The organism is Cupriavidus sp. Agwp_2, assembly GCF_040784895.1.
In the GTDB taxonomy this organism is placed as follows: Bacteria; Pseudomonadota; Gammaproteobacteria; order Burkholderiales; family Burkholderiaceae; genus Cupriavidus.
Window position 1 is genome coordinate 3579888 of record NZ_CP088083.1, and the last position, 26684, is coordinate 3606571.

A 26684-nucleotide genomic window follows, 5' to 3' on the forward strand; every position below is an offset into this window, starting at 1 on the left:
CACTGGTCCCGCGCGCCGCCAGCCATGGCGACTCCCCCGCCGGGGCCCGCCATGACAACGCTAGAAGCCAGCTCCGATCCGGACGCCGCCAGTACCGCCGATTCTTCCGCAGACGCCAGCCCGGCACGCGCCGGACCCGCGCAGCCAGCCACGCCGCCGCGCCGGCTGGTCTGGGTCCTCGGCCTGACCGAGACCATCTCCTGGGGCACGCTGTTCTTCGCCTTCACCGTCTTCATCGAGCCGATGATCCGCACCACGGGCTGGTCCAGGCCATTCCTGGCGGCCGGCTATTCGCTGGGGTTGCTGGTGTGGGCAATGTGCTCGTTCGCGGTGGGCCGGCTGCTGGACCGCGCGCCGGCGCGCAGGGTGATGGGCGCGGGTTCGGTGCTTGCCGGCCTGGGGCTGCTGCTGTGGGCATGGTCGCCCTCCCCCGCCATGTTCCTGCTGATGTGGGTGCCGATCGGGCTGGCGATGGCCACCACGCTGTACGAGCCAGCCTTCGTGGTGCTGCGCCAGGCCTATGGCGACCAGTACCAGAAGCCGATCATGGCGGTCACGCTGATGGCCGGCTTCGCCAGCACGATCTTCGTGCCGCTGGCGCAATGGCTGGTGCTGCATGTCGGCTGGCGGCCCACGCTGGTTGGCTTCGCGCTGCTGAACCTGCTGGTCTGCGCGCCGCTGCACGCGCGCATGCGCTATGCCATGCATCCCACCTACACTGGCACGCCGACCGCCGGTGCCGACGCGGGCAGCGCCGGCATCGCGCGCACCACGCTGCGCCAGCCGGTGTTCTGGGCCGTGGTGCTGGCCTTCACCGCGACCGCCGTGGTGGCCTCGCTGCTGGGCGCGCACCTGATCCCGATGCTGACCGAGAAAGGCCTGCCGGTGTCGCAGCAACTGGCGGTGGCGGCGCTGATCGGCCCGGCGCAGGTGGTGGGCCGCATGCTGATGATGCGGGCGGCGGTGCGCCACCCGGTGCGGCTGTCGCTGCCGGTCTACCTGCTGATGAGCATGGGGCTGCTGTGCTTCGCGCTCGGCCACGGCGCCTGGCTGATGGTGGCCGCGGTGCTCTACGGCTGCGCCAACGGCGTCAACACGATGCTGCGGGCGATGGCCATGCCCGAACTGATCTCGCGCCACCACTACGCCACGCTGAACGGCCTGATGATGACACCGGTGCTGCTGATGCAGGCCGCCGCGCCGTGGCTGGGCGCGCTGATGTGGCGGGCGGCGGGCGGCTACTGGCTGATGCTGTGGGTGATGCTGGCGCTGGCGCTGGGCGCGCTGCTGGCGTTCGGCTACGCGCTGCACCGGCGCGGGCTGCTGCGCCTGGCGGATACCGCGCCGTAGCGCCGCCAGGCCCCGGTCGCCCGGATGCACGACAATAGGGGCTTTTGCGGCCGCGCCGACGGCGCCGGCCGCGCCCCCGCATCACGATGTCAGACTCCAACTCGCCACCCGGCACCGCCCCGCTCGCCATGGCCGCCCCATCCACGCCGGGCGCGCTCGCGCGCGCCACACGCGGCACCATGGCGCTGTTTTTCGTCAACGGCGCCACCTTTGCCACCTGGGGCGTCCATATCCCCACCATCAAGGCGCGTTTCGGCCTGTCCGACGCGATGCTGTCGCTGGCGATGCTCGCTGTCGCCGGCGGCGCCCTCCTGGCAATGGGGCCGGTCGGGCGCTGGGTCACCCGCGTCGGCAGCGCACGCACGGCGACAGCCAGCGGGCTGTTGTTCGCGCTGGCCACGGTGGCGATCCTGGCGATGCCTTCGTTCTGGTGGCTGCTGCCCGCGCTGGTGGTATTCGGCATCGCCAATGCCGGCTTCGACGTGGCCATGAACGCGCAGGCCGCCACCGTGGAGGCCAGCCGCCCGCGCCCGGTGATGTCGGCGCTGCACGGCATGTTCAGCCTCGGCGGCATGGCCGGCGCGGCCTTCGGCGGGCTGATGCTGTCGCTGGACGTGGCGCCGCTGGCGCACGCGGCGATGATGGCGGGCGTGACCGCGTTGGCTGCGCTCGCGGCCATGCCCGGCCTGCTGCCTGACCACCCGGTGATGCCTGGCGCCGGCCACCATCGCGACCACGCGGTGCGCGCGCTGTGGCTGCTGGGCCTGCTGGCGTTCCTGGGGCTGATCGGCGAAGGGGCGATGTACGACTGGACCAGCGTCTATATGCGCGATGTGACCGCGGCGCCAGCCGGGTGGATCAGCCTGGGCTACGCCGCCTTCTCCGGCGGGATGGCGTGCGGGCGCTTCGGCGGCGACCGCCTGCGCGCACGCCTGGGCGATGGCGCCACGCTGACCGGCAGCGCCTGGCTGGGCTTTGCCGGCATCGTGCTGGCGCTGATGGTGCCGCTGCCACTGGCGGCGCTGGTGGGTTTTACGCTGATGGGACTGGGCGCCGCCAACATGGTGCCGATCTTCTTCGTGGCCGCGTCGCGGCTGCCCGGCGTGGCACCGGCCGAGGCGATCTCGCGCGTGGCGCGCTTCGCCTACCTGGGGCTGCTGCTGGGCCCGGTGCTGATCGGCGGCGTGGCGCACCTGGCCGACCTGCGCGTCGGGCTGGCCGTGGTGGCACTGACCATGGGCTGGATTGCGCTGGCCGGCGCGCGCTCGGCGCGGCGCTACCTGCCGCCGCGCAGGGATGGGCGCTGAGCAGCGCCTGCAGAAAACTCAGGCTGCCGCACGCAATGGCGTGCCGGCGCCTAGTCCCTCGAACACAAAGCTGTCCATTGCCAGCACGCCGTAGGTGACCTCATCGGCCACGCAAGCCACGCTGGCCGGCGCTGGCATCGTACCTGCGGCGCCTGCGCTCCGCGGCCCCAGCGCGGCACCCAGCGCCACGTAGAACGGCAGCAGGTGCTCGTCGGTCGGGTGCGCGCGGCGGGCGTATGGGGCCTCGGCGCGGTAGTTGGCAATGCGGCCGGTGTCGCCGGTGGCCAGCGCCTCGTCCAGCGCGTCGCGCATCCAGCCGCGGAAGGCCTCGACATAGGGTTCGGCCTGCGGCCCGTGCTGGTCGGGGCGGGCGCCGCTGCCGAACACCTCCTGCAGGTTATGCGTGAAGCTGCCCGAAGCCAGCACCAGCACACCATCCTCGCGCAGAGGGGCCAGGGCACGGCCGATCTCGATCTGAATGGCGGGTGACAGGTACGGGTTCAGCGCCAGCTGCACCACCGGTACGTCAGCGTCCGGGAAGAAGTGCCGCATCGGCATCCAGGCGCCGTGGTCGAGCGGCCGCTCGTCGTCCTCGCCGACAAACCCCGCGCCTGGAATGGCAGCGGCCTCGACCAGCGCCTTGACGCGCGCGGCCAGCGCCGGCGAGCCCGGGGCATCGTAGCGCAGCGCATACAGCTCGCGCGGGAAGCCACCGAAGTCGTGCCACGCTTCCTGCCGCTCGCGGCTGCTCACCGCCAGCGTGCTGTAGATCCAGTGCGCCGACACCACCAGCACCGCGCGCGGCGGCTGCGCGCGCAGGCGCTCGCCAAGTGCGTCGAAGGCCGCGCCGGTGGGGCCGGGATCGATGGCTAGCATGGGGGAACCGTGCGAGATGAACAGTGCGGGAAGCATGGCGTCGGGTCTCATTGATCTGTGTACTTGCCATTGAGTTTGGCAAAGATCGGCCGCCGTCACGGCCCGCTTTTGCGCATCTTTCATGCAAAAAAACTGAACTGGCGCAGGTGAGGTGGGCTAGACCACACACCGCCCCAGACATGCCGGGACGCCGCCGGCGCCGCCACCCTATGATGCAGCCGAGGGGGCAAGCGCCGCGCCGGCATGCCTCTGCGCCAATGCATGACGCCGCCAGCACGCCTTGCGCGCCGGGTGGCCGGAGACATCGTGGTACCGAATCTGCTGCGCCGCACCGGGCGGCGCATCCCCCTTCCAGCCCACTGGTGGCAGCCGGGCGTCTACGGCAGCGTGCCTGCGGTCGCGCTGTGGATCGCGGCGCGACTGCCTGCGCAATGGCTGTGGTCGCTCGCCGGCCAGCCGGATGCCGGCGAATGGCTGAACCAGGTGGGAGATACGGTGTTTGTTGCCGGCTGGGCCGGCAGCGCGCTGATGCTGTGGGTGACCCGCCACCGGCCCCCGCCGGCGGCCAGGACCGAAGTGGCGAATGTGGCGAATGTGGCGAACATGGCCAATGCGGCCGAAGCAGGCGATGCCGGCAGGCGGCAGACACCTCGCCGCCATCCGGCAGGCTGATCCTGGCCCCGCGCCCGATTCAATTCGTCGGCAACCCGATCTGAAAACTTTTGCGCAGTGCTCCCACGCCCGCCCGCGTGGCTAGAATGGCTGCTGCCTCGCGGCGCGCCGCGTAAGCCGTGTGCAAGGGGGAATGCCCATGTCCGTACGCCTGCTGACCGCCCGGCTTCGCGCCAGCCTGCGCCGCGCTGCCAGTTGGCGCGCCGTGGCGGCGACGCTCGGCTTGCTGGCCGCGGGTACCGCGCACGGCCAGGCCGGCAACGGGCTGCAGCTCGTAGGTGCCAACGTGCAGCGGCACGCCAACGCGGTGCTGTCGCTGATGGCGTATTCGGTGGTGCCTGACCTGACTTCCAGTTCGCTGTCCATCAACAACGCCAGCACCGACGATCCCGGCGTCGTCATGTCGCAGCTCGGCGGCGGCTTCACCATCAGCAAGTCGTTCCCCCTCTACCTCGAAGGCGCGATCGCCTACAGCCGCTACGATCCCACCTTCATTGCCAGCAACGGTACCGAATCGCGCGCCATCCCGACCCGCTGGAATACGTTCTCCGGCACCATCGGCATCGGCTGGGATTTCCCGATCACCGCCAACAAGGAGCTTGTGATCCGGCCGATCTTCAATTTCTCGCTGGGCAATGTCTCCAGTGACCTGTCGATCGGCAAGTTCGCGGTGGAACGCGTGACGGACCGCCAGATCAACTTCCTCGATGGCGGCAGCCTGAACGCGTACGGCCTGGGCGGCTCGTTGATGCTGGACTTGGAGCACTACCGCGAGAACTACGAGGTCGACGTCGAGCTGCGCTACACCAGCATCCACCTGCAAAGCTTCGGCGGCACGACCAGTTCAGTCACCGGCACGGCGACCGCGCAGACCGCCAACCTGTGGGCGCGCTGGCGGGCACCGACCGGCCTGTACGCGCTCGACCGGCCGGTGCGCTATGTGCTGGAGCTGTCGCATTCGCACTATTTCGGCAGCCAGGCAGGCATTCTCGGCTTCAACTACCTGACCACGCTTGGCACCGGGCTGGAGCTGGATACCAGTGCGCACGAGGTGTTCGTCACGCGGATACGGGCGGTGGTGCGCTATGTGTTCGGCAACAATGTGTCGGGGGTTTCACTGGGACTGGCGGCGAGCTTCTGACCCGCCCAGGGAGTTGGCTGCGCTCACTCCGCCTCATCCCCTTCCCGGTAGATATTGATCACATGCCTCGCCTCGAAGCAAAGCGGCATGCCCGGCGCCATATCCTCGGAGCAATACGGCTGGTTATCCAGTTCGCCGGTATAGAGGCTGCCCTCGCGCCCGGTCACGATCACCCACATCCGCTCGACATGGACCTCCTCGCTGTCGTCGTCGGCGGCGACCAGGATACGGAAGATCAGCTTGACCTGCTGGCCCGGCACCAGCGCTTCACGTTCCTCGCGGGGCGGAATCCAGAAGGTGTCGGGATGGGCGGCGGCAATGGGCTCGCCGTCGTCCAGCTCCCAGCCGTCTTCATCCAGGGTCGTCAATCGCATGTCCATTTTCAGCCTTCCGCAATGTCTCAGGTGCGGGCATGATCGCAGCAAATGCGGCGCGCCGCGAGCCAGTTGAGCGGCCGCCGCGCCGGATCCACCGAAATGGGAGAAAGGTTGCGCATGACAAGCAAGAAGGAAGCGCAGGCAGCCACGACAGCGCCGGTGCGCTGCGGCTGGTGCGGCACGCTGGAAGACTATTGCCACTACCACGACCACGAGTGGGGCTTCCCGGTCGCGGATGACCGGCGGCTGTTCGAGAAGCTGTGCCTGGAGGGTTTCCAGGCGGGCCTGAGCTGGCTGACGATCCTGCGCAAGCGCGAGGCCTTCCGCAAGGCCTTCGCCAACTTCGACATCGACAAGGTCGCCCGCTTCGGCGAGCGCGACATCCAGCGCCTGCTCGGCGATGCCGGCATCGTGCGCCACCGCGGCAAGATCGAGGCCGCCATCAACAACGCCCAGCGTGCGCGCGAACTACTGGAAACGGAATCGTCGCTGGCTGCCTATTTCTGGCGCTTCGAGCCGGATCCGGACAGCCGGCCCAAGGTGCTGACGCCCGAGGTGCTGCGCACCATGGCGGTCTCGCCCGAGTCGACGGCGCTGTCCAGGGACCTGAAGAAGCGCGGCTGGCGCTTTGTCGGGCCGACCACCATGTACGCGCTGATGCAGGCGATGGGCCTGGTTAACGACCACCAGGACGGCTGCTCGACGCGGGCGGAAGTGATACGGGCGCGCAAGGTGTTCAAGGTGCCGCGTTGACCAGCGTTAACGATGGTCCGCGCTCATCACGCGACGTATACGTCCGCCGCAAGGCGATGCATTGTTCAGCGCCTGACCGATGCGGTCGATGCAACGGTCCTTGTGATGGTTTTTATATTGTTTACATATGTAAACATAGTAGTAGTAGGTAAACCAGTCACTGCGCCGTGGATAAGTCACCTTTTCCCTTTCGCCTCAAGGACTTGCAAGAAAGATAACCACGGCGGCAGCACATGCGTATACGTGGATAGCCGGGCGCTTGCGTATACGTCCGCGACGGCGGCGCGATTGTTGTTCGTATACGTCCCACAGCGCACCCCCAGGCGGGACACAGCTTGTCCGGCGAGTTATCCCCAGGTGCGGGCCTAGATGTCCACAGCCGCCTGGCCGGCGGCGGCGGTTCTGGTGGAGGCCCCTGCGGCGTATGCGGGATTAACCTGCGCGGGATTAACCTGCGCGGGATCGACGTGCGTCATCACGTTGAGCACGTGATGGTGTTCGAGCGCGCGGCGCCGTGCCTCGACCGCGATCGCATGGCCCTGCGCCACGGTCAGGGTGCCGTCGATCTCCAGGTGCACGTCGACCAGCACCTGGTCGCCCATCTTGCGCGTACGCAGGTCATGCAGGCCCTGCACACCCGGCGTGCCGAGCAGGGTCGCCTCGATCGCTGCGACGGTTTCTTCGTCGGCGGCACGGTCCATCAGGTCGTTGAGCGCGTCCCAGCCGAAGCGCAGGCCCATGCGCGCCACCATCAGCCCGACCACGATCGCCGCCACCGGGTCCAGCAAGTGATAGCCGAGCAGGTTGCCGCCGATGCCCAGCGCCACCACCAGCGACGAGGCCGCGTCGGAACGCGCATGCCAGGCATTGGCGACCAGCATGCCGGAACGCACGCGCCGCGCCACCGCCAGCATGTAGCGGAACAGCAGTTCCTTGGCAACCAGCGTGGCCAGCGCCACCCACAGCGCCAGCGCCTGTACCGGCTGGGCGCCGCCGGGGTGCTGCAACTTGCCGACCGCGGCCCACAGCATGCCCGCGCCGACTGCCAGCAGCAGCCCGCCCAGCGCCAGCGACGCCGCGGTTTCGAAACGGAGGTGGCCGTACTGGTGGTCGCCGTCGGGATCCTTGCGGCTCTGCCAGGCGGCCAGCAGCACCACGAAGTCGGAGAGCAGGTCGGACAGTGAGTGCGCTGCGTCGGCCAGCAGCGCTTGCGAGCCGGCGAGCAGGCCTGCGGCGCCCTGCGCCGCAGTCAGCACGATATTGACCCCCACGCTGACCAGCGTGCAGCGCCGGCCCGCGCGGTGGCGCGCGTCGGCTTCGGCCGCGGTCGCGGCGGTGGTGTCGTCGGGCAGGCTGGCTGATTGGGATTGCATGGGTTCACGTCGCACGGGTCAGCGCTCCACCGCGGCCGCCAGGTAAGCCAGCGCGCGGCATTGCGTGCGCGTCAGGCCCAGCGTGGACTTCGGCAGGTCGTCGAAGCGCTTGCCGCAGAGCCGCCCGACATCGGTGACCAGGAAGCCAGAGCGTTTTTCGGATTCCGATTCCATCGCGCGACTATAGCCCAGGAAGGCACCCACGATGCCGACCGGGAGACGCGGGCGCCCCACTGGCGTTGCCGCCCTGCCCGGCCGTCATGCTGGCACGGGCCCGCTGTGGCAGGCCGGAGATCGCCAGCCGTGCTTGGTCACCGACGATATTTCCTCCATCGCGGCCAGCATGTGCCCTCTTTTGTAGCCGATCTTGCCGCACGGCGTGGCAGTTCCGACTGCAATCGTGCCGATTTCGTAACAGCGCTGGCGAAGTTCATGCGACGCTCTTACCGTAGTCAGTGACCGGCCTGCCGGTCACTGCAAGGAGGGCCTTTACGATGGCGATTCGGTCACTTGCCTCGCACAGCACGTCGCAACTGCGCCGCCTGGTCGGCCAGATGCAGGCGGAAGTCGATGCACTGGAACAACTGTCCACCTCCGATGCCGATGCGCAAAGCCGGCTCGGCTATGCCACTGCGCGGCTGCGCGACGGCATCGAGGCCGTGGAAGACGCGCTGCAGTCGCTGCGCGCGCTGCAACAAGTAAGGCCTTCGGCGATGAAAGCCCGGCGGCCGACGCGGGTGGCGTAGGACGGCGGGCTTTCATTGCCGAGGGCGTCCGACTTCGGCTCAGCCCGATTGACCGCCGACGGCGCATCCGGAACGCGTGCCCGTCTTGCGGCACGCCGCCATCAAACGATTCAATCGGCTTCAGAAAAGATTGAATTCTGCCGAACAGTCGCCGCTGCTAGAGTGCCCCTTGCCACCCGGGCCAGAAGCCAGGCCATCGACACGGGCCGGCTATTCCAAGACACAAGCGAGGAGACTTTGATGACGAAACGCGTACTGGTGACCGGCGCCCTGTTGACTGCCGTGTTCTTCGCCGGGCAGGCCGGCGCCCAGCAACAGCCGCAGGCACAACCGGCGCAACCGGCACAGCCCGCACAGCCCGCACAGCCCGCACAGCCCGCACAGCCCGCACAAGCGGCGCAGCCACAGAAGCCGATGACTGCCCAGGAGATGAAGGCGGCGTTTGCGGAAAAATTCAAGGCCGCCGATGCCGACCACGACGGCAAGCTGACCCGCCAGGAAGCCGAGGCCGGCATGCCCGAGGTGGCGAAGAACTTCGACAAGATCGACCGCAAGAAGACCGGCTATGTCACGCAGAAGCAGGTCGGCTCTTACGCTGTCGCCAGGGCCAAGCAGCGCAAGACGGCGCAGGATCCCAGTTCGCTGAACTGACGGCTGGCCCCGGTCTACTGGTGGGGGCCCAAAGCAAAACAACGCTCGGCATCGTGAGATGCCGAGCGTTGTTTTTGTATGGAATCCTGGTGGACCGAAGGAGGATCGAACTCCCGACCTCTGCATTGCGAACGCAGCGCTCTCCCAGCTGAGCTATCGGCCCGTCGCGAGGATTGTAGCCTACTTCGCCGGCCGCCTTCAATCCTCGGCGGCCACCATGAGGACGCCGCGCAACATCGCCGGCAAGTCAGGCGGCGATGCCGGGGTTGCCGTCCATGCCACGGACCGTGGGCAGGTTCAGCGGCCGTGCGCTGACTTCCTTCGTGCTGCGCAGCCACTGCGCCATCACGTCCCAGATGGGTGCGCCGCCGTTGTTGCGCGCCTCCTCGGCCACCGGCGCCCAGCCTGCCACCTTGTAGGTCTTGCCCACCTCCAGCGGCTTGCCGGCCAGGCGCATGGCGGTGATGCGCTTGCCCATGCCGGCGTTGGGATCGATGGTGTACTGCAGGCCGCCGACGCGCACCATGTCGCCGCCCTGCTGGTAGTACGGATCGGGGTTGAACAGGTTGTCGGCGACGTCTTCCAGGATGGTCTTGATGGTCTCGCCGCTCATCGCCGTCACGGTCGTGTACGGGTAGGTGATGGCGGTCTGGTCCATCAGGTGTTCCATGGTAATGGCCTGGCCCGGCAGCAGCGTGGTGCCCCAGCGAAAGCCCGGCGAGAACGCGATCTGCGCGCCCTGCACCTGCATCAGGCCGTCCAGGATCAGTTGGTCAAACGTGCCGTTGAAATTGCCGCGGCGGTACAGCACGCCACGGTTGACGGCGAGGACTTCGGACAGCTTCTGTTCATACGGCGCCCGTACCTGCTTGATGAGCGCGTCCATCGCCGGGTCGGCCGGCAGGTAGTTGGCGAACACCGGCAGCAGCCGGTAGCGGAAATCCGCCACCTTGCCGCCCTTCACGTCAAAATCCAGCACGCCCAGGAACTTGCCGTTGGAGCCGGCATTGGTCACCAGCGTGGTCCCGCCGGCGTTCTTCACCGCCACTGGCCTGGGCACGCCGTCATGGGTGTGGCCGCCGAGGATGGCGTCCAGCCCGCGCACGCGCGAGGCCAGCTTCAGGTCGACGTCCATGCCGTTGTGCGACAGCAGCACCACTGCCTGCGCGCCTTTGCCGCGCGCCTCGTCGATGACGTGCTGCAGGTTTTCTTCCTGGATGCCGAAGGTCCAGTCGGGCACGAAATAGCGCGGGTTGGCGATCGGCGTGTACGGAAAGGCCTGGCCGATGATGGCCACCGGCACGCCGTTGATCTCGCGGATCACGTAAGGATCGAACACCGGGTCGCCGAAGTCGTTGGTCTTGATGTTCTGCGCGAGGAAGGCAACCTTGCCCTTGAAGTCCTTGTCGACAATCTCCTTGACACGGTCTGCGCCGAGCGTCATTTCCCAGTGCGGAGTCATCACGTCGACGCCGAGCGCCAGCGCCGCATCGACCATGTCCTGCCCCTTGGTCCACAGCGCCGTGGCCGAGCCCTGCCAGGTATCGCCGCCATCGAGCAGCAGCGCGCCCGGCCGCCCCGCCTTGAGCCGCTTCACCAGCGTGGCCAGGTGCGCAAACCCGCCGACCTTGCCGTAGCGGCGCGCGGCCTCGTTGAAATCTAGATAGGTGAACGCATGCGCCTGCGGCGTGCCGGGGCGGATGCCGTAGTGGCGCAGCAACGCGTCACCGACCAGGTGCGGCGGCTTGCCGGCGTAGTCGCCGATGCCGAGGTTGACGTTGGGTTCGCGGAAATACACCGGCCGCAGCTGCGCGTGGCAGTCAGTGAAATGCAGCAGGTGGACGTTGCCGAAGCGCGGCACGTCGTACATCGACTCGGCGGCCTGCGCGGCGTGCGCGTCGTGGTGGGGGAAAGTCATGCCGCCGGCGCCGGCGATGGCCAGCACCTGCAGGAACTCGCGTCGGTTCATGTCTCTTCCTGTGGATAAGTGCGTGCCGGTGGGCGCGTGGCGTCCGGCATCGCATCGCTATGGCTTCGCGTAACGCTCCAGCGCGGCCACGTCGTCTTCGAGCATCTCGCCCACTTCCTTCTGCACCACGCGCCCGCGCGCGTCGATCACGTACAGCTCGGGCAGGCCTTTGCGCTTGCCGAACACGGCCTGCAGCGCGGCGGAATCCATCGTCGCCGGGAAGGTGTAGCCGCGCTTCTTCATGTAGTCGGCGGCTTCGCGCGGGTCCTTGTCGATGCTGATGGCCAGCACCTGCAGCGGCGTGCCGCGCGTGCGTTCGTACAGCTTCTGCAGGCGCGGGTTCTGCATCGCGCAGAACGGGCACCACGAGGCCCAGTATTCGACCACCAGCGGCTTGCCGGCCAGCGTTGCGGCGCGCAGCGTGCGGCCGTCGAGCGTCTGCACGTCGGGCAGGCGCACGGTGTCACCCACTTCCAGCGCGGCGGCGCCACCTGCGGCGCTGGCCAGGCCAGCGGCCAGCAGCCAGCGCAGCAGCACGGCACGCGCGCGCATCGGGCTTACTGGTTGACCGGCGAGGCCGGGTCGAGCAGCAGCGCCATCACGTCGCGGATCTGGGCTTCGGTCAGGATGCCCTTGTGGCCGAAGCGCGGCATGTTGGAGCAGGCGGAGTAGGCGTTCGAATCCCAGATCTTGCCCCAGGTGTACCTGACCACTTCCTGCGAGTTGCCGCGCAGCTTGCCGTACTGGTACAGCGACGGGCCGATATTGCCGAACGAGATCTCGGCCTTGGTCATCTGGTGGCAGGCGTAGCAGTTGCCGCCGTTGGTGCCGCCGACCTGGTCGGTGAACTGCATGCCGCGGCCGTTCTGGGCGACCTTCTCGCCTTCCTTCCAGTCACCGAGCCAGTTGCTGTCGGCGGGATATTTCACCTGCTTGAGCTCGGCGGCCTCGATCTTCTTCGCCAGCTTGTCCGGCACCTTGCTGCGGTCGGGGTACTGGCTGCAGGCCTGCTGCATGGTGTCCTGGTTCAGCACGCCTTCCACGGTGGCCGGGCCCCTGGAGGAAAACGAGTCCTCGATCAGGTGCTTCATGTCGGCGTTGCTGACGGCGGCGGGCTTGCCCTTGGCGGGGCGGGCCTTGGCGTTGTCCTGTGCGTGCGCACCGGTTGCCACCAGGGTAGCCAGCGCGGCGATGGCGAGCGCCTTGTATTGTCGTTGCATGTTGTCTCTCCCGTACTGGTCAGCGCTTCATCGCCGGGCCATCGTAGGTGCCGCCGTTGGCGTTCTTGGCCAGGAACATGGTCAGCGCGGTGATCACGTCCGAGCCATAGGCGGGTTCGGGAAAGCGTTGCTGGCGCAGGCAGTCGTACAGGCGGTGCTGCATCGAGCGGACCTCGCCCTGCGACACGCGGTAGGCGGGCCACGTGGTGTAGGCCGCCTGCGCGCCCTTGTCTGTCAACAGGTTGGGCAGGTCCTGCAGGCGGATGCGCTGGCCGTCGACCGCGTGGCAGGTGGCGCAGGCGAAGTCATAGGCGCCGCCGCGGTAGAAGAACATTTTCTGGCCGAGGGCGTAGGTGCGCTTCTCTTCCGGATGATTGAGCTGCACGTTCATCTTCACGCCGCGCGATTCGCCGGTCAGGTACGCAACCAGGCGCTCGATGTCGGACGGCTTGCCCGACGCGGAGAACGGATTCTTCGTCGCCTCTTCCCTGGTCAACCCCTGCAGCGTCGTGCGGCACCAGGCCAGCCGCTGCTCCAGGTCCATCACCTTGTCGGCGTCCTTGAAGTAGCGCGGCAGCTCGGCGTAGGCGCCCTTGGTCACGCCCGGGCCCTTGCCCAGGTCGCACTGTTCGAGCGAGACGTTCTTGGGGCCGGCCGGCTTTTTCCACAGTTCTTCGCCGGCGGCTTCCCACAGCTCGGCGGGATTGCCTTCGGCCAGCATCTGGCGGTACTTGGCGATTTCGTCGGCGGTGCTGCCCTGCGCATGCACGGCGGCGGCGCCGGCAACTGCCGCGGTGGCGGCCGTGGCCAGCGCGGCGCGCCGGACCAGGCTTCGGATCGATTTCATGGGGCTTCTCCTCGCGGCCGCGCCTTTCGGGACGGGCCGTTCTTCTCTTGTCTTGCCTTCAGACCGCGCCAGCCCGGCTCAGGGCTTGATATAGGCGTAGCCTTCCTCGGCCTGCAGGCGGGCAATCTCGACCACGCCAGCCTGTACCACCTTTGCTTCCATCAACAGCTGCGATTCGGTAATCCTGCGCGCGGTCAGCGTATTGCGGCACACGCGGAACTCCACGCCTTCTGCGGCCAGCGCGCCAACCGGGCTTTCGAAGCTGTTGCCGCGCGCATCCTTGGCGCCTTCGACCAGGAAATCGATGCCATAGCCGAACGCGACCACCACGATCCTGGTGCCGGGGGCGCCATTCAGGTGGTTGCGCAGGTTGCCCATCGCGCGCACGGCCTGGTCAATGCCTTCCGACAGCTGGTACACCACCTTCACGCGCCCGCCCTTGCCGGCACCGGCCGGCGCCGACTGGCCGGACTGTGCAGAGGCCCTGGCCGCCAGGCCGATGGCGGCCAGGGCCGCCGATGCTCGAATAAATGCTCGCCGCATAATGCTCCTTCCGTCCGGGTCCGTCCCGGCATTCCGCCCCGAACCTTAGCAGAGGACGGCGCGGCCTGCCGGCGACATCCCGGCCGTAACCCGGGACCAGGATCGGGCAGCGTCAGGCGATGGTCGCTTCGTCGGTGCGCTTGTCGCCCTTGTTGTCGACCCAGGTCACGGTGACCTTGTCGCCCTTGGCGCCGCCCTTGAACTTGAAGTTCAGGAACGGGTCCTTGGACACCGCCGGCCCGAACTGGGCGCGGAACACTTCCTTGCCCTTGCACTGTGTGGTCACGGTCTGGATATGCCAGGCCGGGATGACCTTGCCGGACGCATCCTTGCGCTGGCCGGTCTCCATGTCGTGCTTCATCAGGATCTTTACATCAACCACGCCGCCGTTCTCGGTGGCGCGTACGCGCATCGGGTCTGCCATGTGTTTCTCCGGTTGCAGTTGGCGGAAATCTTGGTTACGGGGATAAGGGGGGCCGGCCTCAGCCGCCGCAGCCGCCCAGCGTGACCTTGATTTCCTTCGATGCCACGTACCACTTGCCGCCGGCCTTGACCGCGGCGTGCACCACCGAGGTCTGGCCCATCTTCACGCGCGTGGAGACGAACGGCTCGGTGCCGGCCGGGATGATGAAATCGGCGGCCAGGGTATTGGGGTTCTTTTCCACCAGGATCGCGATCTGCTCGGTCTCCGGGATGGTGCTGGTCACGGCCACCGGCACCACGGCGCCGTTCTCGGCGATGTCGGGGGCGTTAAAGGTGATGGCGGTGCTTTTCTCGGTGCCGCTGCCGCCAAGTGCCTTGATCACGTCGGCAACGCTCTTGCCGTCAAAGGCGGTCTTGTTCCATTCGGCCGCCTGCGCTTCGCTGATCAGGCCGGTGGCGGCCATCAGCGACAGGACAGCGGTGACCCGCAGCACTTCTCGTCGTTTCGAATTCATTTCTTATCTCTCCGGCTACTCCGTCCCAATCGGTTTGCGTCCGCTTTGGCGGTACTCGTTGGTGTGTCCTGCTTGTGTCCTGCTTTTGCCCTGCTTGCGGCCGGTACATTGCCGGCCGCTGGATCTGTCCAGGTCGGGCCGGCTTGCGCCGTCCGGCCCGTTGCATCGGTGGACTGCCCGCGCGGGGCGGTCAGGCTTTACTTGGCGGGCGCGCCTGCGAGCACCCACTCGACCACGGTCTTCAGGTCGGCGTCGCTGATGGCGGCGTTGGCCGGCATCGGCACCGGGCCCCAGACGCCCGAACCACCGCTCTTGACCTTCTTGCTCAGGGTCGCGAGGGCGTTCTTGTCGCCCTTGTACTTGGTGGCGACTTCCTTGTAGGAAGGACCGACCAGCTTCTTGTCGACCTGGTGGCAACCCATGCAGGCGTTCTTGTTGGCGATTTCCTGTGCCTTGGCGGCATCGACCGCGTGGGCCGATGCGGCGGCGCCCAGCATCAGCGCTGCGATGACAAACTGCTTCATTGTTAAGCTCTCCAAGCTCTGTAAAGCCGTGGGGACGGCAAAGGCCGCTCGGCGTACTGCAAGCTGCTTCGCGGCACACACCGGCCGCCGCCTCGGGGGCACTGCGGCGGCCAGCCCGCTATTTTGCCTCAAGAATCCACCCCACCATGGCATGGACGTCCGAATCGGGGATCTGCGGCTGCGGCGGCATCGGCACGCTGCCCCAGGCGCCCTGCCCGCCTGCCTTGACCTTCCTGGCCAGCGCGGCGTGCGCGTCCTGGCCCTTGTACTTGCCTGCGATATCCGCGAAGGACGGGCCGACCAGCTTCCGGTCCGTCGCATGGCAGGCCACGCACTGGTACTGGCTGGCCAGCCGGGCGCCAGCCGGCGCTGGCGCTGAAGCGGCGGATGCGGCACCCGCTGGCGCTGCGCCATGGGCCGCAACCCCGCGCACCGGGCCGAAGCCGCGCTGCTGCTGCGCCAGGTCGCCATGCGTGTCATGGGCATAGTCCGGCATCGCCGAGGCGATCGCGACCTGGCCAGTGCAGTCCTTCATGCAGGCGGTATTGCGCGTGTCCGGGCGGCCGCGTCCCGGCCACAAGCCGTGGTCGGTGGTCATGCCGTCGCGGTTGGGCATGCGCCGCTGCACGGTGGCGATATTGGCGTCGGACAACGTGAAGTCCGCCGGCACGATCTCGCCCAGGTTCAGCAGGTAGGCGGTGACGGCATAGACCTCGTTGACGGACAGGCTCTTGGGCGCGTTCCACGGCATGGCGCGGTGGATGTAGTCCCACAGCGTGCTGACCGTGCTGACCTTCATCAGTGTGGTGCGGTAGGGCTGGTTGCCGGTCATGGCGGCGACGCGGCCGCGCTTGATGTCCTCGGCCGTGGTGCCGCCGACGAGCGGCGTGAAAATCTCGTTGGACTCGCCGAAATCGCCGTGGCAGGACGCGCACTTCCCGTCCCAGACCTTCTGCCCTTGCGCCACGGTGCCGCTGCCCTTGGGCAGGCCCTTGAAGTCCGGGCGGACGTCGATGTCCCAGGCGGCCACTTCGGCCGGGGTAGCGGTGCGGCCAATTGCCGCACGGGCCTCGGCCGTGCCGGCGGCCCAGGACGGCGCCGCGCAGGCCGCGGCCAGCGCCAGCGTTGACACCAGCAAGGCGGTGCGGCGCTCAGCCCACATGGACATTGGACACCTCGCCGCCTGCCGCCACCTGCCAGCTCTGGATGGCGTTGTTGTGATAGATCGAGCGCGTGCCGCGCACCGCGCGCAACTGCGCCATCTTCGGCTGCACGTAGCCGGTCTCGTCGATGGCGCGGCTCTGCAGGATGACGGGACTGCCATCCCAGACCCAGTCCAGGTTGAAGCGCGTCAGGCACTTCGACAGCACCGGCGATTCCAGCCGCGCGGTGCGCCAGTTACGGCCGCCGTCGGTCGACACATCGACCCGCCGGATGCGCCCGCGCCCCGACCACGCCAGCCCGCTGATGTTGTAGAAGCCCTTGCCCACCAGTTGCTGTCCGCCCGAGGGTGTGGTGATCACCGACTTGCACTCCTGGATCGAGGTGTACTGGCGCAGCTTGCCGTCCGGCATCATGTCCACGTAGTGGATGGTCTCGTCCTTGGCGTTCCACGGCTGGTCGCCCACCTCCAGCCGGCGCAGCCACTTGACCCACGACACGCCCTGCACGCCCGGCACCACCAGCCGCAGCGGGTAGCCGTTCTCGGGTCGCAGCATCTCGCCGTTCATGCCCCAGGCCACGATGATCTCGTCGGCCAGTGCCATTGGGATGGTGCGCGTCATCGACGAGCCCTCGCCGCCCTCGGCGAGCAGGTAGCGGCCGCGGCGCAGGTCGGCGCCGGCGTCGTCCAGCAGCACCCTGAGCGGCACGCCGGTGAATTCGCAGCAGGACAGCATGCCGTGGGTGTACTGGACCGTGGGCACGGCCACGTTGCCCCACTCCATGCCGGTATTGGCCCCGCACTCGATGAAATGCATGCGCGACACCGCCGGCAGGCGCATCAGATCGTCCATGGTGTAGACGCGCGGCGTGCGCACCAGGCCGTTGATCATCAGGCGGTGGCGGGCCGGGTCGATATCGTGCCAGCCCTGGTGATGGCGCTCGAAATGCAGGCCGTTGGGGGTGATGATGCCGAAGAAGCCCTGCAGCGGCGCGAAGGCGACCGACGCCGCGGCCACGCGCGTCAGGCCCGGCGACTCGCGCCGTATCAGGTTCTTTTCATGGACCGAAGGCTGCCCATAGGGCCGCGCCGCGACCGGCTGCCCGAGCGAAGTGGCCCAGGGCTGCGGCTCCAGGATGGCGGGATCGCCGTCCGCCGCCAGCGCGCGCCGGCCGGCGGTGGCGGCGGCGATACCTGCCGCGGCGCCCAGGAAGCTCTTGCGCAGGAAGTCGCGCCGCGGCGCGTCCAGGCCGTGCCGGCCGATGTCCTGCTGCAGCGATGCGCTGACGAAGTGCTCGGGCGCGGGCACGATGCGCCCGGGCCGGTTCCGTTCCTGCAATGCCGTCTCCTCCGGCAGCTTGCGTGCGTGGGGGCCGCGCTGCCTGTTATTCGTGCCGCCGCGCGGTCGCGCAACAGCTATCGATTGGCCGGAAGAGCCGGATCGCGCTCAGCTTGCCGCCCGGCGCCTGCGCGCGGGCGCTGCCTCGGGCTGCGCCATGAAGCGGTCGACCGCGCCGGTAGGCAAGGCGTTGTCCTCCAGCCGGCTGGCCACCTGCACGCATACGGTGCGGCACAGCTCGATCACGCTCTCGTCCGCGATCGCGTAGAAGACCAGGTTGGCCTCCTTGCGGCGCGACAGCACGCCCGAGCGGTACATCGCGTTGAGATGCCGCGACACGTTGGTCTGCGACGAACCCACCGTGTCGACCACCGTGCTGACCGGCTTCTCGCCATCGCACAAGGCGTGCAGGATCTTCAGCCGCGTCGGCTCCGCCAGCAGGCTGAAGTAGCCCGACACCTTCTCGAATACGCGATCCAGCTCTTCCATGCCATCCAATATATTCGTATATGCGTGAATGCGCATATAGTGTTTACCCAATGATGCAGAACAACATGATTGTGCCGGCCATGGCTGCGCGGCACCAATCATGGTTTGCCAGCGGTGGCGCCGGGTGGTGGCCTATCGGCGCTGCATTGCCCTGCCCGCCCACAGGCGCCGGCCGAACACATTGAGCAGCAGCCCCGCCATGACCACCGCCGCGCCCCCCCATTGCGCCGGCGACAGGTCTTCACCCAGCAACACATGCGCCGACACCAGTCCCACCACCGGCACCAGCAGCGTCAGCGGCGCCACCTGGCTGGCGGGATAGCGCGTCAGCAGCCGGCCCCACATGGTGTAGCCGAACACGGTGGCGGCGAATGCCAGGTACGCCACGGCGAACACGCCCATGGCCGACACATGCGTGACGCTCTGCACGATGCGCGCCGGCCCTTCCGCCCACAGAGACAGCAGCGTGAACGGCACGATCGGCACCAGCGCGCCCCAGATCACCAGTCCCAGCAGGTCGACCGGTCCGATTTTCTTGCTGACGATATTGCCGCTGGCCCAGCAGAACGCCGCGCACAGCGTCAGCACGAAGCCGGCCACGCTCATGCCACCGGTGCTGGCGGCGGCACCCGAGCCGATCAGCGCCAGTCCGGCGGCGGCAACCGCCATGCCGGCGATGTTGTGCCAGCGCACAGGTTCGCCCAGCCACAGCGCAGCAATCGCCAGCGTGAAGAACGCCTGCGACTGGAGCACCAGCGAAGCCAGCCCGGCCGGCATGCCCACCGCCATCGCGTAGAACAGGAAGGCGAACTGGCCCAGGCTGATGGTCACGCCGTACGCCAGCAGCAAGCGCCACGGCACGCGCGGCCGCGGCACGAAGAAGATCGCGGGGAAGACCACCAGCAGGAATCGCAATGCGCCGAGCAGCATCGGCGGCATGCCCGCCAGCCCTACCTTGATGATGACGAAGTTGACGCCCCAGACGCAGACGATGGCGAGGGCGAGGAGACGGTCTCTGGCTTGCATGGCGGGGGCGGCCTGGATGGCCGGTCTCTATGGCGATTGGGGGGGCGATCAAACCCCCAAGCCTACCAGCCGCCCCGCGCGCGGCATTGCACGTTCTTGCGGTTTTGTCATGAGGCGCCTGGCGCGCTCCGAACTTCCAGGGCCTTACGCCAGTGCCTAACGCCAGTGCCTAATGCCAGTGCCTATCCCAGCATCTCCGACCAGATGCCCTTGGCCCACGACAGCGCGTACACCCCCTCCAGCGTATTGGGCGCGTCCGACAGCCCGCCCGAGCCCGGCACGGTCAGCATGGTCTTCTGCGCGGCATCGTAGCGGTGCACGCTCGCCACATGCACCGCCTCGCGGTCCGAGGTAAAGCTGTAGCAGGTGTTGTTATAGAGCGGCTGCGGGTCCGGCGCCCGGCCCGAGAGCAGCGCCACGATCGCCGCCGCCGCCACCTTGCCATGCTGGTTGGCCATATGGCCGGACTTGGGCATCAGCTGCGCGATCTGGATGGCGTCGCCGACCACATGGATATTGGGCGCCGCGCGCGACTCGAATGTGACGAAATCGACATCGCACCACTTGGCATTGGCCGTGGCCAGCCCCGTCGCCACCGCGATCGCGCCCGCGCGCTGCGGCGGCAGCACGTTGATCACGTCGGCGCGCACGTCCTCCTGCACCTCGAACTTGAGCGTGCGCGTGGCCGGGTCGACGTCGACCGTGTTGTATTGCGGCCGGTACTCGACCATGCCGGCATACTGCCCCGCCCACACCTTGCGGAACAGGCCGGCCTTGGACGTGATGTCCGGGTTGGCGTCCAGGACCAGCACCTTGCTGCGAGGCTTGTGCTGCTTGAAATAGTGCGCCACCTGGCAAACACGCTCGTATGGGCCGGGCGGGCAGCGGTACGGTGCCGTAGGGATGGTGATGGCGTAGGTGCCACCATCGGGCATCGCTTCCAGCTGGCGGCGCAGCGCCACGGTCTGCGGGCCGGCCTTCCAGGCGTGCAGCACCTGGTCGCCGCCGGGCCGCTTCAGGCCGGGCAGCGCATCGCTCATCAGGTCGATGCCGGGCGACAGCAGCAGGCGATCGTAGGACAGCGTGCTGCCACTGGCCAGCCGCACCGTGCGCTTGCCCGGATCGATGGCGACGGCAGTGTCGCGCACCAGTTTCACGCCGTGGCGGCGCACCAGCTGGTCGTACGACAGCGTGATGTCGCCCATCTGCCGGCTGCCCCCGATCACCAGGTTGGACAGCGGGCAGGAGATAAACACAGGGTTGGGTTCGACCAGCGTGACTTCGATGGCATTGCCGCTCCACTCGCGCAGGTAGCGCGCGGCGGTGGCGCCGCCGTAGCCGCCGCCGATCACCACCACCCTGGCCGGCGCCGCGGCCCTCGCCGCGAGTACGCCCATCGAGCCCATCGAACCCAGCACCGCGGCGCCGGCGGCGCCCAGGAAATGTCGTCGTTGCATGGCGCTCTCCCCCTCAACGCACGTTGGCGAACCACGCCGCGATCACGGCGAGCTGGTCGTCGGTGTAGCCCTTGGCGATCTGGTGCATCACCGTGGCCGGGCGTGCCCCGGAACGGAACGCCTGCATCTGCGCCATCAGTTCGGCCTGCTGGCGTCCGGCCAGCGACGGGATGGTGCTGCCTTCGGGCGCACGGCCGGATGGCCCGTGGCAACTGGTGCAGGCGGCGGCATGGCTGCGTGCGCGCTGGGCGGCGTCGATGGCGGGGACTGCGGCGGGAACCGAGGCAGGGACAGAGGCCGCGGGATCGGCGGACAGCGCGGGCTGGGCGCCGCACAGCGCCGAGGCCAGCATTGCCAGCCGCACGATCACAGCGGGCCGGGGGATGGTTGTCATGGTCTCGCTCCGTGTGGGGATGCCGGGCGCTGGCATCGGCAAGATGCCGGCGGGCGTGGCAACCGTATCACATCGGAAGCGGGCGGTGTGCGGTGAAAACCGCAGAACGAAAAACGGCGCCCGCATGTGCGGACGCCGTTGATCGGCAGCGAGTCAGCCCGCTCAGGGCAGACTCCGGCCCGGCGGCAGCGCAACGGGCGAGGAGACCGGCGAACTTACCGGGCTGGTAGTCACCTGGCTGGGCGTGCTGGCCGGCGCATCGACCGGTCCGCCCACGCCAGGCACCGACTGCACCGGCGCCGGCGTGCCGACGGTGCCATCCATCGACGGGTTCTGCGCGGTCGAGGCCGAATCCAGGCGCGCGCGCTCGGTGTCGTTGACGTAGTCGAATGCCTTGACGACCTTGGTCACGCCGGAGGCGTTGCGCGCCACGTCGGTGGCGCGGTCGCCTTCCTGCTGGGTGACCACGCCGAGCAGGTAGACCACGCTCTTCTCGGTGGTGATCTTGATCGAGTTCGACGGCACGCCATCCGCGGTCATCAGCAGCGTCTTGACCTTGCTGGTCAGGTAAGCGTCCTGGCTCTGCGTCATGAAGCCGGGCGAACTGACCACTTCGAGCTCGTTGATCACCACGCGCGCATTCTGCAGGCCGCGCACGTACTGCTCGACCTGCTGCTTGACGCTGTCGTTGCTGGCCTCGCCGGTGAGCAGAACCTTGCGGTTGAACACGGTCACGTTGACGCGGGCCTGGCCGCTGTAGCGCGAGTTGATGGTGCTCTCGGCTTCCATTTGCAGGCCGCGGTCGACGGTCTGCGTGGCGGCCGGGCGGCGGTCGGTGGCCATGGTCACGCCGGTTCCCACGGCGCCGGCGATCACGGGGAAGCAGCCGGCCAGCTGAGTGGCGGAAACCAGCACCGCCGCCGCGGTCAGCGTGGCGCGAAGGATGCGGCCGGTGCCGGCGGCGCCGGTCCGGGGTTCAGGCGTAGTGGGCAGGTTCGTCATGCGGTCCTTGCTGTGGCTGGATGTTGGAAATTGGGTCGGAAGTGAGGAAGCAGGCGAGCGCGCTCAGGCTTCCCCGAGCAATGCCTCGTCGATGCCGTCGCACAGGCAATGCAGCGTCAGCAGGTGCACTTCCTGGATGCGCGCGGTGCGCTCGCTCGGCACGCACACGTGGATATCGAATTCGTCGAGCAGGCCGCCGATGACGCCGCCACCCTTGCCGGTCAGCGCAATCACGGCCATCTCGCGCTGGCGCGCCGCCTCGACCGCGGCGATCACATTGGCCGAGTTGCCCGAGGTGGAGATCGCCAGCAGGATGTCGCCGGGCACGCCCAGGGCCTCGACCTGCTTGGAAAATACCTTGCTGAAGTCATAGTCGTTGCCGATCGCGGTCAGGATCGAGCTGTCGGTGGTCAGCGCGATCGCCGCCAGGCCCGGGCGCTCGCGCTCGAAGCGCCCCACCAGCTCGGCCGCGAAGTGCTGCGCATCGGCCGCCGAGCCACCGTTGCCGCACGCCAGGATCTTGTTGCCGCTGGTCAGCGCGCCGACCATGCGTTCCACGGCGGCGTCGATATATGGGGCCATTGCCGCCGCGGCCTGTCGCTTGGTCTCGGCGCTGTCTAGGAATTGTTGCTGGATACTCTCGATACTCATGGCTCTGTGGCCTTTCATTGGCAGTTGCGCGCTGCCTCGCGCGCCAGCGCGCATTATGTACCAGCTGCTGCGGCGTCCAGGTCAAACGCGTGCTGCAGCCACTCCAGCCGGCCCGGCTCCAGCGCCACCACGTCGAACCGGCACGGCGGCAACTGCGCCAGCGTGGCCAGGTAGTGTGCCGCAGCCAGCAGCACGCGGCGCTGCTTGGCTGGCGTGACGCTGGCGGCGGCGCCGCCGAAACCGCGTCCGCTGCGCTGGCGCACCTCCACGAACACCAGCGTGCCGTCCGGCGCGCGCATTACCAGGTCGATCTCGCCGCCTTTGCAGCGATAATTGCGGATCACGGGCTGCAGGCCCTGGCGCCGCAAATGCGCCAGCGCCCGGTCCTCCGCCCGCATCCCGCGCGCCTGCGCGCCGGTCAGCTGCGTGGTGGATTTGAATGATGGCATCGACGGAAGTTCTCAATGAGTGACTGGATCTCGCTGGCGGCCGGCCAGTCGTACCCGGGCGGCACGCTGTATGTCGTGGCCACGCCCATCGGCAATGTCGCGGACCTGTCGCTGCGGGCGCTGCATGTGCTCGGCCTGGCCGACGCGGTGGCCTGCGAAGACACCCGCAATACCGCCCAACTGCTGTCGCGCGTGGGCCTGCAGCGGCCGCTGGTGGCCGTGCACGAGCACAACGAGCGCGAGGCGGCCGGCCGCATTGCCGCGCGGCTGGCCGCGGGCGAGCGTATCGCCTACGTCTCGGACGCCGGCACGCCGGGCATTTCGGATCCGGGCGCCAGGCTGGTCGAGGCGGTGCGCGCCGCCGGCCACCCGGTGGTGCCCCTGCCCGGCCCCAGTGCCGCGGTGGCCGCGCTGTCGGTGGCGGGCGAAATGCTCGACGCCGGCGAAGGCCGCTTCACCTTCGTCGGCTTCCTGCCGAGCAAACCGAAGGCGCGCGGCGAGGCCATCGCGCGGCTCGCCGCGCTGGACCATGCCTGGGTCTGCTACGAGGCGCCGCACCGCATTGCCGACACGCTGGCCGCGCTTGCCGCCGGCCTGCCGGCCGAGCGCCGCCTGCTGGTCGGGCGCGAGCTGACCAAGCTGTTCGAGGACATCGCGGTGGTGACCGCAGCGCAGGCGCCGGCGTGGCTGGCGGCCGACCCCAACCGGGCCAAAGGGGAATTCGTGCTGGTGGTGGAAGGCGCCGGTGGTGACGCGGCTGCGGACGGTGCGCCGGATGCCGAGGCGCAGCGCGTGCTGGGACTGTTGCTGGCGGAACTGCCGGCCAAGCGCGCCGCCAAGCTGGCGGCCGCGATTACCGGGGCCAGCACCGACGCGCTCTACCAGCTGGCGCTGGCGCAACGTTCCGGAAACAGCGGGGACTGAAGCCGCCCGGGCGACGGCGCCGGGGCGATGCGGGGAAAGTAACGGAGAGGTGTCAGCGCGCGGTGGCATGCATCGGGCGCTGCCGGCGTCAGTGGCGCTTGCGCTTGACGGTCTTGCCGCTGGCCTTGGCCTTGCGCGCCTTGGCGGGCGCCAGCGAGTTGGCCAGTTCGGGCACGGAGACATCGTCGTCGCCGCTGCCATCGCCGGCCTCGGTGCCGCTGGCATCGATCTGCGGGCCCAGCGCCGCGACTTCGGTGCGCGTCAGCCGGCGGATCTCGACGTTGGTGGCGCCGCGTTCGACGAAGCCAAGCCGGCGGGCGGCGCCCATGGACACGTCCAGCACACGGTTGCCGTGGTAAGGACCGCGGTCGTTGATGCGCAGCACCGCGACCTTGTTGTTGCGCAGGTTGCGCACCAGCACCCAGCTGTCGAGCGGCAGCGACGGATGGGCGGCGGTCATCGCGCGCATGTCGAAGCGCTCGCCATTGGCGGTCTTGCGGCCATGGAAGCCCTTGCCGTACCAGGAAGCGACGCCGCGCTGCTCGAAGGTGCCGATGTCCGCGCGCAGGCCGTCGAGCGAGCTGCCGCTGCGGCCTTCGTCCGGGTCGTAGCCGAACAGGTTCCAGCTGCCGCCTTCGGACGACGCACGGGCGCTCCTGTCCGCGTCGTTGCGGCCAGCCTTGCCGGCGTTCTTCGCGGCGCGCGTGGGCACCGCGTTCGACGTACCGGCAACGTCCGCATTGTCGCCCTCGGGGGGCGTGGCACAAGCGGCCAGCACCAGGGCGCATGCGCTGCATGTCCCGAGCTTGGCCAGCCGTTGCCAGCGCTTGGTGAGGGCGGTGAAATTAAGCATGGGCGCGAGTCTAGCATTGACTATTGCTGACTATCTCTTTCATTTTGTTACGAAATCTGTTCGATCTCGCACGAACGGGATCTATCTCGCCCGCGATCCACGGCGTGACAAGGGATTGCGGGCGATTGGGCGATTTTGTAACTGAGTGGTCATTACGTCTCATTCAGTCATGCGCCGCAACAATTTAGCCCCTGGCGCTACAATGCAAAGCATGAATGCCGGCCAGTTTTTCGACACTGTCGCGGCGCGTGCGGCGCGAGTTGTACATGCCGCATGGATCACAAAAAATCACCGATGAAAGTCCTCCTTATTCCGGTCACCCCCTTCCAGCAAAACTGTTCGCTGCTGATCGACGAAAGCACCGGCACCGCAGCCGTCTGCGACCCCGGCGGCGACCTCGAGCGCATCCGCGAAGCGCTCCGGGAGCAAGGGGTCACGCTGCAGAAAATCTTCCTGACGCACGGTCATGTCGACCACTGCGCCGGTGCCGCGGCGCTGGCGCGCGAATTCGGCATCCCCATCGAAGGGCCGCAGCAGGACGAGCGTTTCTGGATCGAGCAGCTGCCCGACCAGACGCGGCGCTTCGGTTTCGGCCATGCGGAAAGCTTCGAACCCGACCGCTGGCTGGAAAACGGCGACACCGTGCAGTTCGGCAATGAAACGCTAGAGGTCTACCACTGCCCTGGCCACACGCCCGGCCACGTGGTGTTCTTCTCGCGCGCCAACAAGCTGGCGGTGGTGGGCGACGTGCTGTTCGCCGGCTCGATCGGCCGCACCGATTTCCCGCGCGGGAACCACGCCGACCTGATCCGCTCGATCCGCACGCGGCTATGGCCGCTGGGCGAGGACGTGACCTTCATTCCCGGCCACGGCCCGGTTTCAACCTTCGGCGAGGAGCGCCGCAACAACCCCTACGTGGCCGACCACCTGATCGACGTGGGCTGACGCCATGGCCAAGCGACAGCTGCCCGACGCCCGGCCGGAAATCTACGTCAGCACCGACGTCGAGGCCGACGGCCCCATTCCGGGCCCGCACTCGATGCTGTCGTTCGCTTCGGCGGCCATGCTGGCGGACAAGACGGTGATCGGCACGTTTTCGGCGAACCTGGAGACGCTGCCCGGCGCGGCGGGGCATCCGGTGCAGATGCAGTGGTGGCAGACCCAGCCCGAGGCCTGGAGCGCCTGCCGGCGCGACCTGCAGCGCCCGGAGGACGTGATGGTGCGCTACGTGGAGTGGGTCGAGAGCCTGCCCGGCAAGCCGGTCTTCGTGGCCTTCCCGGCCGGCTTCGATTTCACCTGGATGTTCTGGTACATGATGCGCTTCGCCGGGCGCTCGCCCTTCGGCTGGGCCGCGCTGGACATCAAGACGCTGGGCTTTGCGCTGACAGGCCGGCCTTACCGCAAGACCGTGAAAGCGGCATTCCCGAAGGAATGGCTGGATCCGCTGCCCCACACCCATGTGGCGCTGGACGATGCGCTGGAACAGGGTGCGCTGTTCTGCAACATGCTGGCAACGCTGCGCGCGCAGGAAGCGTCGCTGGCGAGCCTGGCGCCGGCCGTGGCCGATGGCGCGAGCGAGTCCTCACAGCCTGATCCAAAGCCCTGACGCGTTGCCGCAGCGCGGCATGTGCTGCGGCACGCCCCTTGCAGG

The 26684-nt window shown here is 68.2% G+C and carries 30 protein-coding genes, 1 tRNA gene and 2 pseudogenes; 10 read left to right on the plus strand and 23 right to left on the minus strand.

Going from position 1 to position 26684, the window contains the following annotated elements; all coding sequences use genetic code 11:
- Positions 1–51 precede the first annotated feature (51 nt).
- Positions 52–1350, plus strand: coding sequence for an MFS transporter (locus tag LPA45_RS16785; RefSeq protein WP_367394645.1), 1299 nt, complete (start codon positions 52–54; stop codon positions 1348–1350).
- A gap of 86 nt (positions 1351–1436) precedes the next feature.
- Positions 1437–2657, plus strand: coding sequence for an MFS transporter (locus tag LPA45_RS16790; RefSeq protein ID WP_376790617.1), 1221 nt, complete (start codon positions 1437–1439; stop codon positions 2655–2657).
- Between the two features lie 18 nt (positions 2658–2675).
- Here LPA45_RS16790 and LPA45_RS16795 read toward each other — a convergent pair whose 3' ends face one another.
- Complete coding sequence (locus LPA45_RS16795; RefSeq protein ID WP_116319942.1) at positions 2676–3569, minus strand: class III extradiol ring-cleavage dioxygenase; 894 nt, start codon at positions 3567–3569, stop codon at positions 2676–2678.
- Between the two features lie 225 nt (positions 3570–3794).
- Between LPA45_RS16795 and LPA45_RS16800 the strand changes: the two genes are divergently transcribed.
- Both LPA45_RS16800 and LPA45_RS16805 read left to right on the plus strand, forming a co-directional pair.
- Positions 3795–4205 (plus strand): hypothetical protein, encoded by a 411-nt coding sequence (locus LPA45_RS16800; protein WP_367394646.1) that lies wholly within the window; start codon positions 3795–3797, stop codon positions 4203–4205.
- Positions 4206–4344: 139 nt separating this feature from the next.
- Positions 4345–5346, plus strand: a complete 1002-nt coding sequence (locus LPA45_RS16805; RefSeq protein ID WP_233528146.1) for a hypothetical protein — start codon at positions 4345–4347, stop codon at positions 5344–5346.
- A gap of 23 nt (positions 5347–5369) precedes the next feature.
- Here LPA45_RS16805 and LPA45_RS16810 read toward each other — a convergent pair whose 3' ends face one another.
- On the minus strand, positions 5370–5726 hold the full coding sequence (locus LPA45_RS16810) for a DUF2314 domain-containing protein (RefSeq protein WP_367394647.1): 357 nt from the start codon (positions 5724–5726) through the stop codon (positions 5370–5372).
- Positions 5727–5840: 114 nt separating this feature from the next.
- Between LPA45_RS16810 and LPA45_RS16815 the strand changes: the two genes are divergently transcribed.
- Positions 5841–6476 carry a DNA-3-methyladenine glycosylase I gene (locus LPA45_RS16815; protein WP_116319944.1) on the plus strand — a complete coding sequence of 212 codons (636 nt, stop codon included), beginning with the start codon at positions 5841–5843 and terminating at the stop codon, positions 6474–6476.
- Between the two features lie 365 nt (positions 6477–6841).
- Here the strand turns inward: LPA45_RS16815 and LPA45_RS16820 are convergent, their stop codons facing one another.
- Both LPA45_RS16820 and LPA45_RS16825 read right to left on the minus strand, forming a co-directional pair.
- Positions 6842–7849: a cation diffusion facilitator family transporter gene (locus LPA45_RS16820; RefSeq protein WP_116319945.1), complete on the minus strand. Its 1008-nt coding sequence runs from the start codon at positions 7847–7849 to the stop codon at positions 6842–6844.
- 36 nt (positions 7850–7885) lie between these two features.
- Positions 7886–8023: pseudogene (locus LPA45_RS16825) on the minus strand (MarR family transcriptional regulator); the annotation flags it as partial.
- 320 nt (positions 8024–8343) lie between these two features.
- Between LPA45_RS16825 and LPA45_RS16830 the strand changes: the two are divergent.
- Together LPA45_RS16830 and LPA45_RS16835 are read left to right on the plus strand one after the other, a co-directional pair.
- Positions 8344–8595: a hypothetical protein gene (locus tag LPA45_RS16830; protein ID WP_116319946.1), complete on the plus strand. Its 252-nt coding sequence runs from the start codon at positions 8344–8346 to the stop codon at positions 8593–8595.
- A gap of 240 nt (positions 8596–8835) precedes the next feature.
- Entirely contained in the window at positions 8836–9246 is a 411-nt protein-coding gene (locus LPA45_RS16835; RefSeq protein ID WP_367394648.1) for a calcium-binding protein, read from the plus strand.
- An 87-nt stretch (positions 9247–9333) separates the two neighbouring features.
- Here the strand turns inward: LPA45_RS16835 and LPA45_RS16840 are convergent.
- From LPA45_RS16840 to LPA45_RS16925, 18 genes are all read right to left on the minus strand, one after another.
- Positions 9334–9409, minus strand: a tRNA-Ala gene (locus LPA45_RS16840).
- 84 nt (positions 9410–9493) lie between these two features.
- The gene (soxB, locus tag LPA45_RS16845; RefSeq protein ID WP_367394649.1) at positions 9494–11215 is read right to left on the minus strand and encodes a thiosulfohydrolase SoxB; all 1722 of its coding nucleotides are present in this window, start codon (positions 11213–11215) and stop codon (positions 9494–9496) included.
- Between the two features lie 57 nt (positions 11216–11272).
- Positions 11273–11767: a TlpA disulfide reductase family protein gene (locus tag LPA45_RS16850; protein ID WP_116319948.1), complete on the minus strand. Its 495-nt coding sequence runs from the start codon at positions 11765–11767 to the stop codon at positions 11273–11275.
- A gap of 5 nt (positions 11768–11772) precedes the next feature.
- Positions 11773–12435 carry a sulfur oxidation c-type cytochrome SoxX gene (gene soxX / locus LPA45_RS16855; RefSeq protein ID WP_116319949.1) on the minus strand — a complete coding sequence of 221 codons (663 nt, stop codon included), beginning with the start codon at positions 12433–12435 and terminating at the stop codon, positions 11773–11775.
- 19 nt (positions 12436–12454) lie between these two features.
- Positions 12455–13282: a sulfur oxidation c-type cytochrome SoxA gene (gene soxA / locus LPA45_RS16860; RefSeq protein ID WP_116319950.1), complete on the minus strand. Its 828-nt coding sequence runs from the start codon at positions 13280–13282 to the stop codon at positions 12455–12457.
- 78 nt (positions 13283–13360) lie between these two features.
- Entirely contained in the window at positions 13361–13825 is a 465-nt protein-coding gene (locus tag LPA45_RS16865) for a DsrE family protein (RefSeq protein ID WP_116319951.1), read from the minus strand.
- A gap of 112 nt (positions 13826–13937) precedes the next feature.
- Entirely contained in the window at positions 13938–14249 is a 312-nt protein-coding gene (soxZ, locus tag LPA45_RS16870; protein WP_116319952.1) for a thiosulfate oxidation carrier complex protein SoxZ, read from the minus strand.
- 58 nt (positions 14250–14307) lie between these two features.
- Positions 14308–14763, minus strand: coding sequence for a thiosulfate oxidation carrier protein SoxY (gene soxY / locus LPA45_RS16875; RefSeq protein WP_367394650.1), 456 nt, complete (start codon positions 14761–14763; stop codon positions 14308–14310).
- Positions 14764–14960: 197 nt separating this feature from the next.
- Complete coding sequence (locus LPA45_RS16880) at positions 14961–15287, minus strand: c-type cytochrome (protein ID WP_035826540.1); 327 nt, start codon at positions 15285–15287, stop codon at positions 14961–14963.
- A 118-nt stretch (positions 15288–15405) separates the two neighbouring features.
- Positions 15406–16455 (minus strand): c-type cytochrome, encoded by a 1050-nt coding sequence (locus LPA45_RS16885; protein WP_367394651.1) that lies wholly within the window; start codon positions 16453–16455, stop codon positions 15406–15408.
- Positions 16439–17788 carry a sulfite dehydrogenase gene (gene soxC / locus LPA45_RS16890; RefSeq protein ID WP_116319954.1) on the minus strand — a complete coding sequence of 450 codons (1350 nt, stop codon included), beginning with the start codon at positions 17786–17788 and terminating at the stop codon, positions 16439–16441. The genes LPA45_RS16885 and soxC overlap by 17 nt, the downstream gene beginning before the upstream one ends.
- 108 nt (positions 17789–17896) lie before the next feature.
- A complete protein-coding gene (locus LPA45_RS16895) occupies positions 17897–18313 on the minus strand; it encodes an ArsR/SmtB family transcription factor (RefSeq protein ID WP_367394652.1) in 417 nt (138 codons plus the stop codon).
- 96 nt (positions 18314–18409) lie between these two features.
- Complete coding sequence (locus tag LPA45_RS16900) at positions 18410–19303, minus strand: EamA family transporter (protein ID WP_116319956.1); 894 nt, start codon at positions 19301–19303, stop codon at positions 18410–18412.
- Positions 19304–19485: 182 nt separating this feature from the next.
- On the minus strand, positions 19486–20760 hold the full coding sequence (locus tag LPA45_RS16905; protein WP_116319957.1) for an NAD(P)/FAD-dependent oxidoreductase: 1275 nt from the start codon (positions 20758–20760) through the stop codon (positions 19486–19488).
- A gap of 13 nt (positions 20761–20773) precedes the next feature.
- The gene (locus tag LPA45_RS16910) at positions 20774–21154 is read right to left on the minus strand and encodes a cytochrome C (RefSeq protein ID WP_116319958.1); all 381 of its coding nucleotides are present in this window, start codon (positions 21152–21154) and stop codon (positions 20774–20776) included.
- A gap of 162 nt (positions 21155–21316) precedes the next feature.
- Entirely contained in the window at positions 21317–22156 is an 840-nt protein-coding gene (locus LPA45_RS16915; protein WP_116319959.1) for a BON domain-containing protein, read from the minus strand.
- A 63-nt stretch (positions 22157–22219) separates the two neighbouring features.
- Positions 22220–22807, minus strand: a complete 588-nt coding sequence (locus LPA45_RS16920) for a phosphoheptose isomerase (RefSeq protein ID WP_116319960.1) — start codon at positions 22805–22807, stop codon at positions 22220–22222.
- 53 nt (positions 22808–22860) lie between these two features.
- The gene (locus tag LPA45_RS16925; RefSeq protein ID WP_116319961.1) at positions 22861–23256 is read right to left on the minus strand and encodes a YraN family protein; all 396 of its coding nucleotides are present in this window, start codon (positions 23254–23256) and stop codon (positions 22861–22863) included.
- 15 nt (positions 23257–23271) lie between these two features.
- On the opposite strand from LPA45_RS16925, the gene rsmI reads away from it, so the two are divergent.
- On the plus strand, positions 23272–24180 hold the full coding sequence (gene rsmI, locus LPA45_RS16930; protein ID WP_116319962.1) for a 16S rRNA (cytidine(1402)-2'-O)-methyltransferase: 909 nt from the start codon (positions 23272–23274) through the stop codon (positions 24178–24180).
- Positions 24181–24268: 88 nt separating this feature from the next.
- Here rsmI and LPA45_RS16935 read toward each other — a convergent pair whose 3' ends face one another.
- A complete protein-coding gene (locus LPA45_RS16935) occupies positions 24269–25033 on the minus strand; it encodes a septal ring lytic transglycosylase RlpA family protein (protein ID WP_199414597.1) in 765 nt (254 codons plus the stop codon).
- A 294-nt stretch (positions 25034–25327) separates the two neighbouring features.
- Here LPA45_RS16935 and LPA45_RS16940 point away from each other — a divergent pair, with 294 nt between their 5' ends.
- Both LPA45_RS16940 and LPA45_RS16945 read left to right on the plus strand, forming a co-directional pair.
- Entirely contained in the window at positions 25328–25978 is a 651-nt protein-coding gene (locus tag LPA45_RS16940) for an MBL fold metallo-hydrolase (protein WP_116319963.1), read from the plus strand.
- Positions 25864–26639, plus strand: a pseudogene (locus tag LPA45_RS16945) (exonuclease). Before LPA45_RS16940 ends, LPA45_RS16945 begins: the two are co-directional and overlap by 115 nt.
- The last annotated feature ends 45 nt before the right edge of the window (positions 26640–26684 follow it).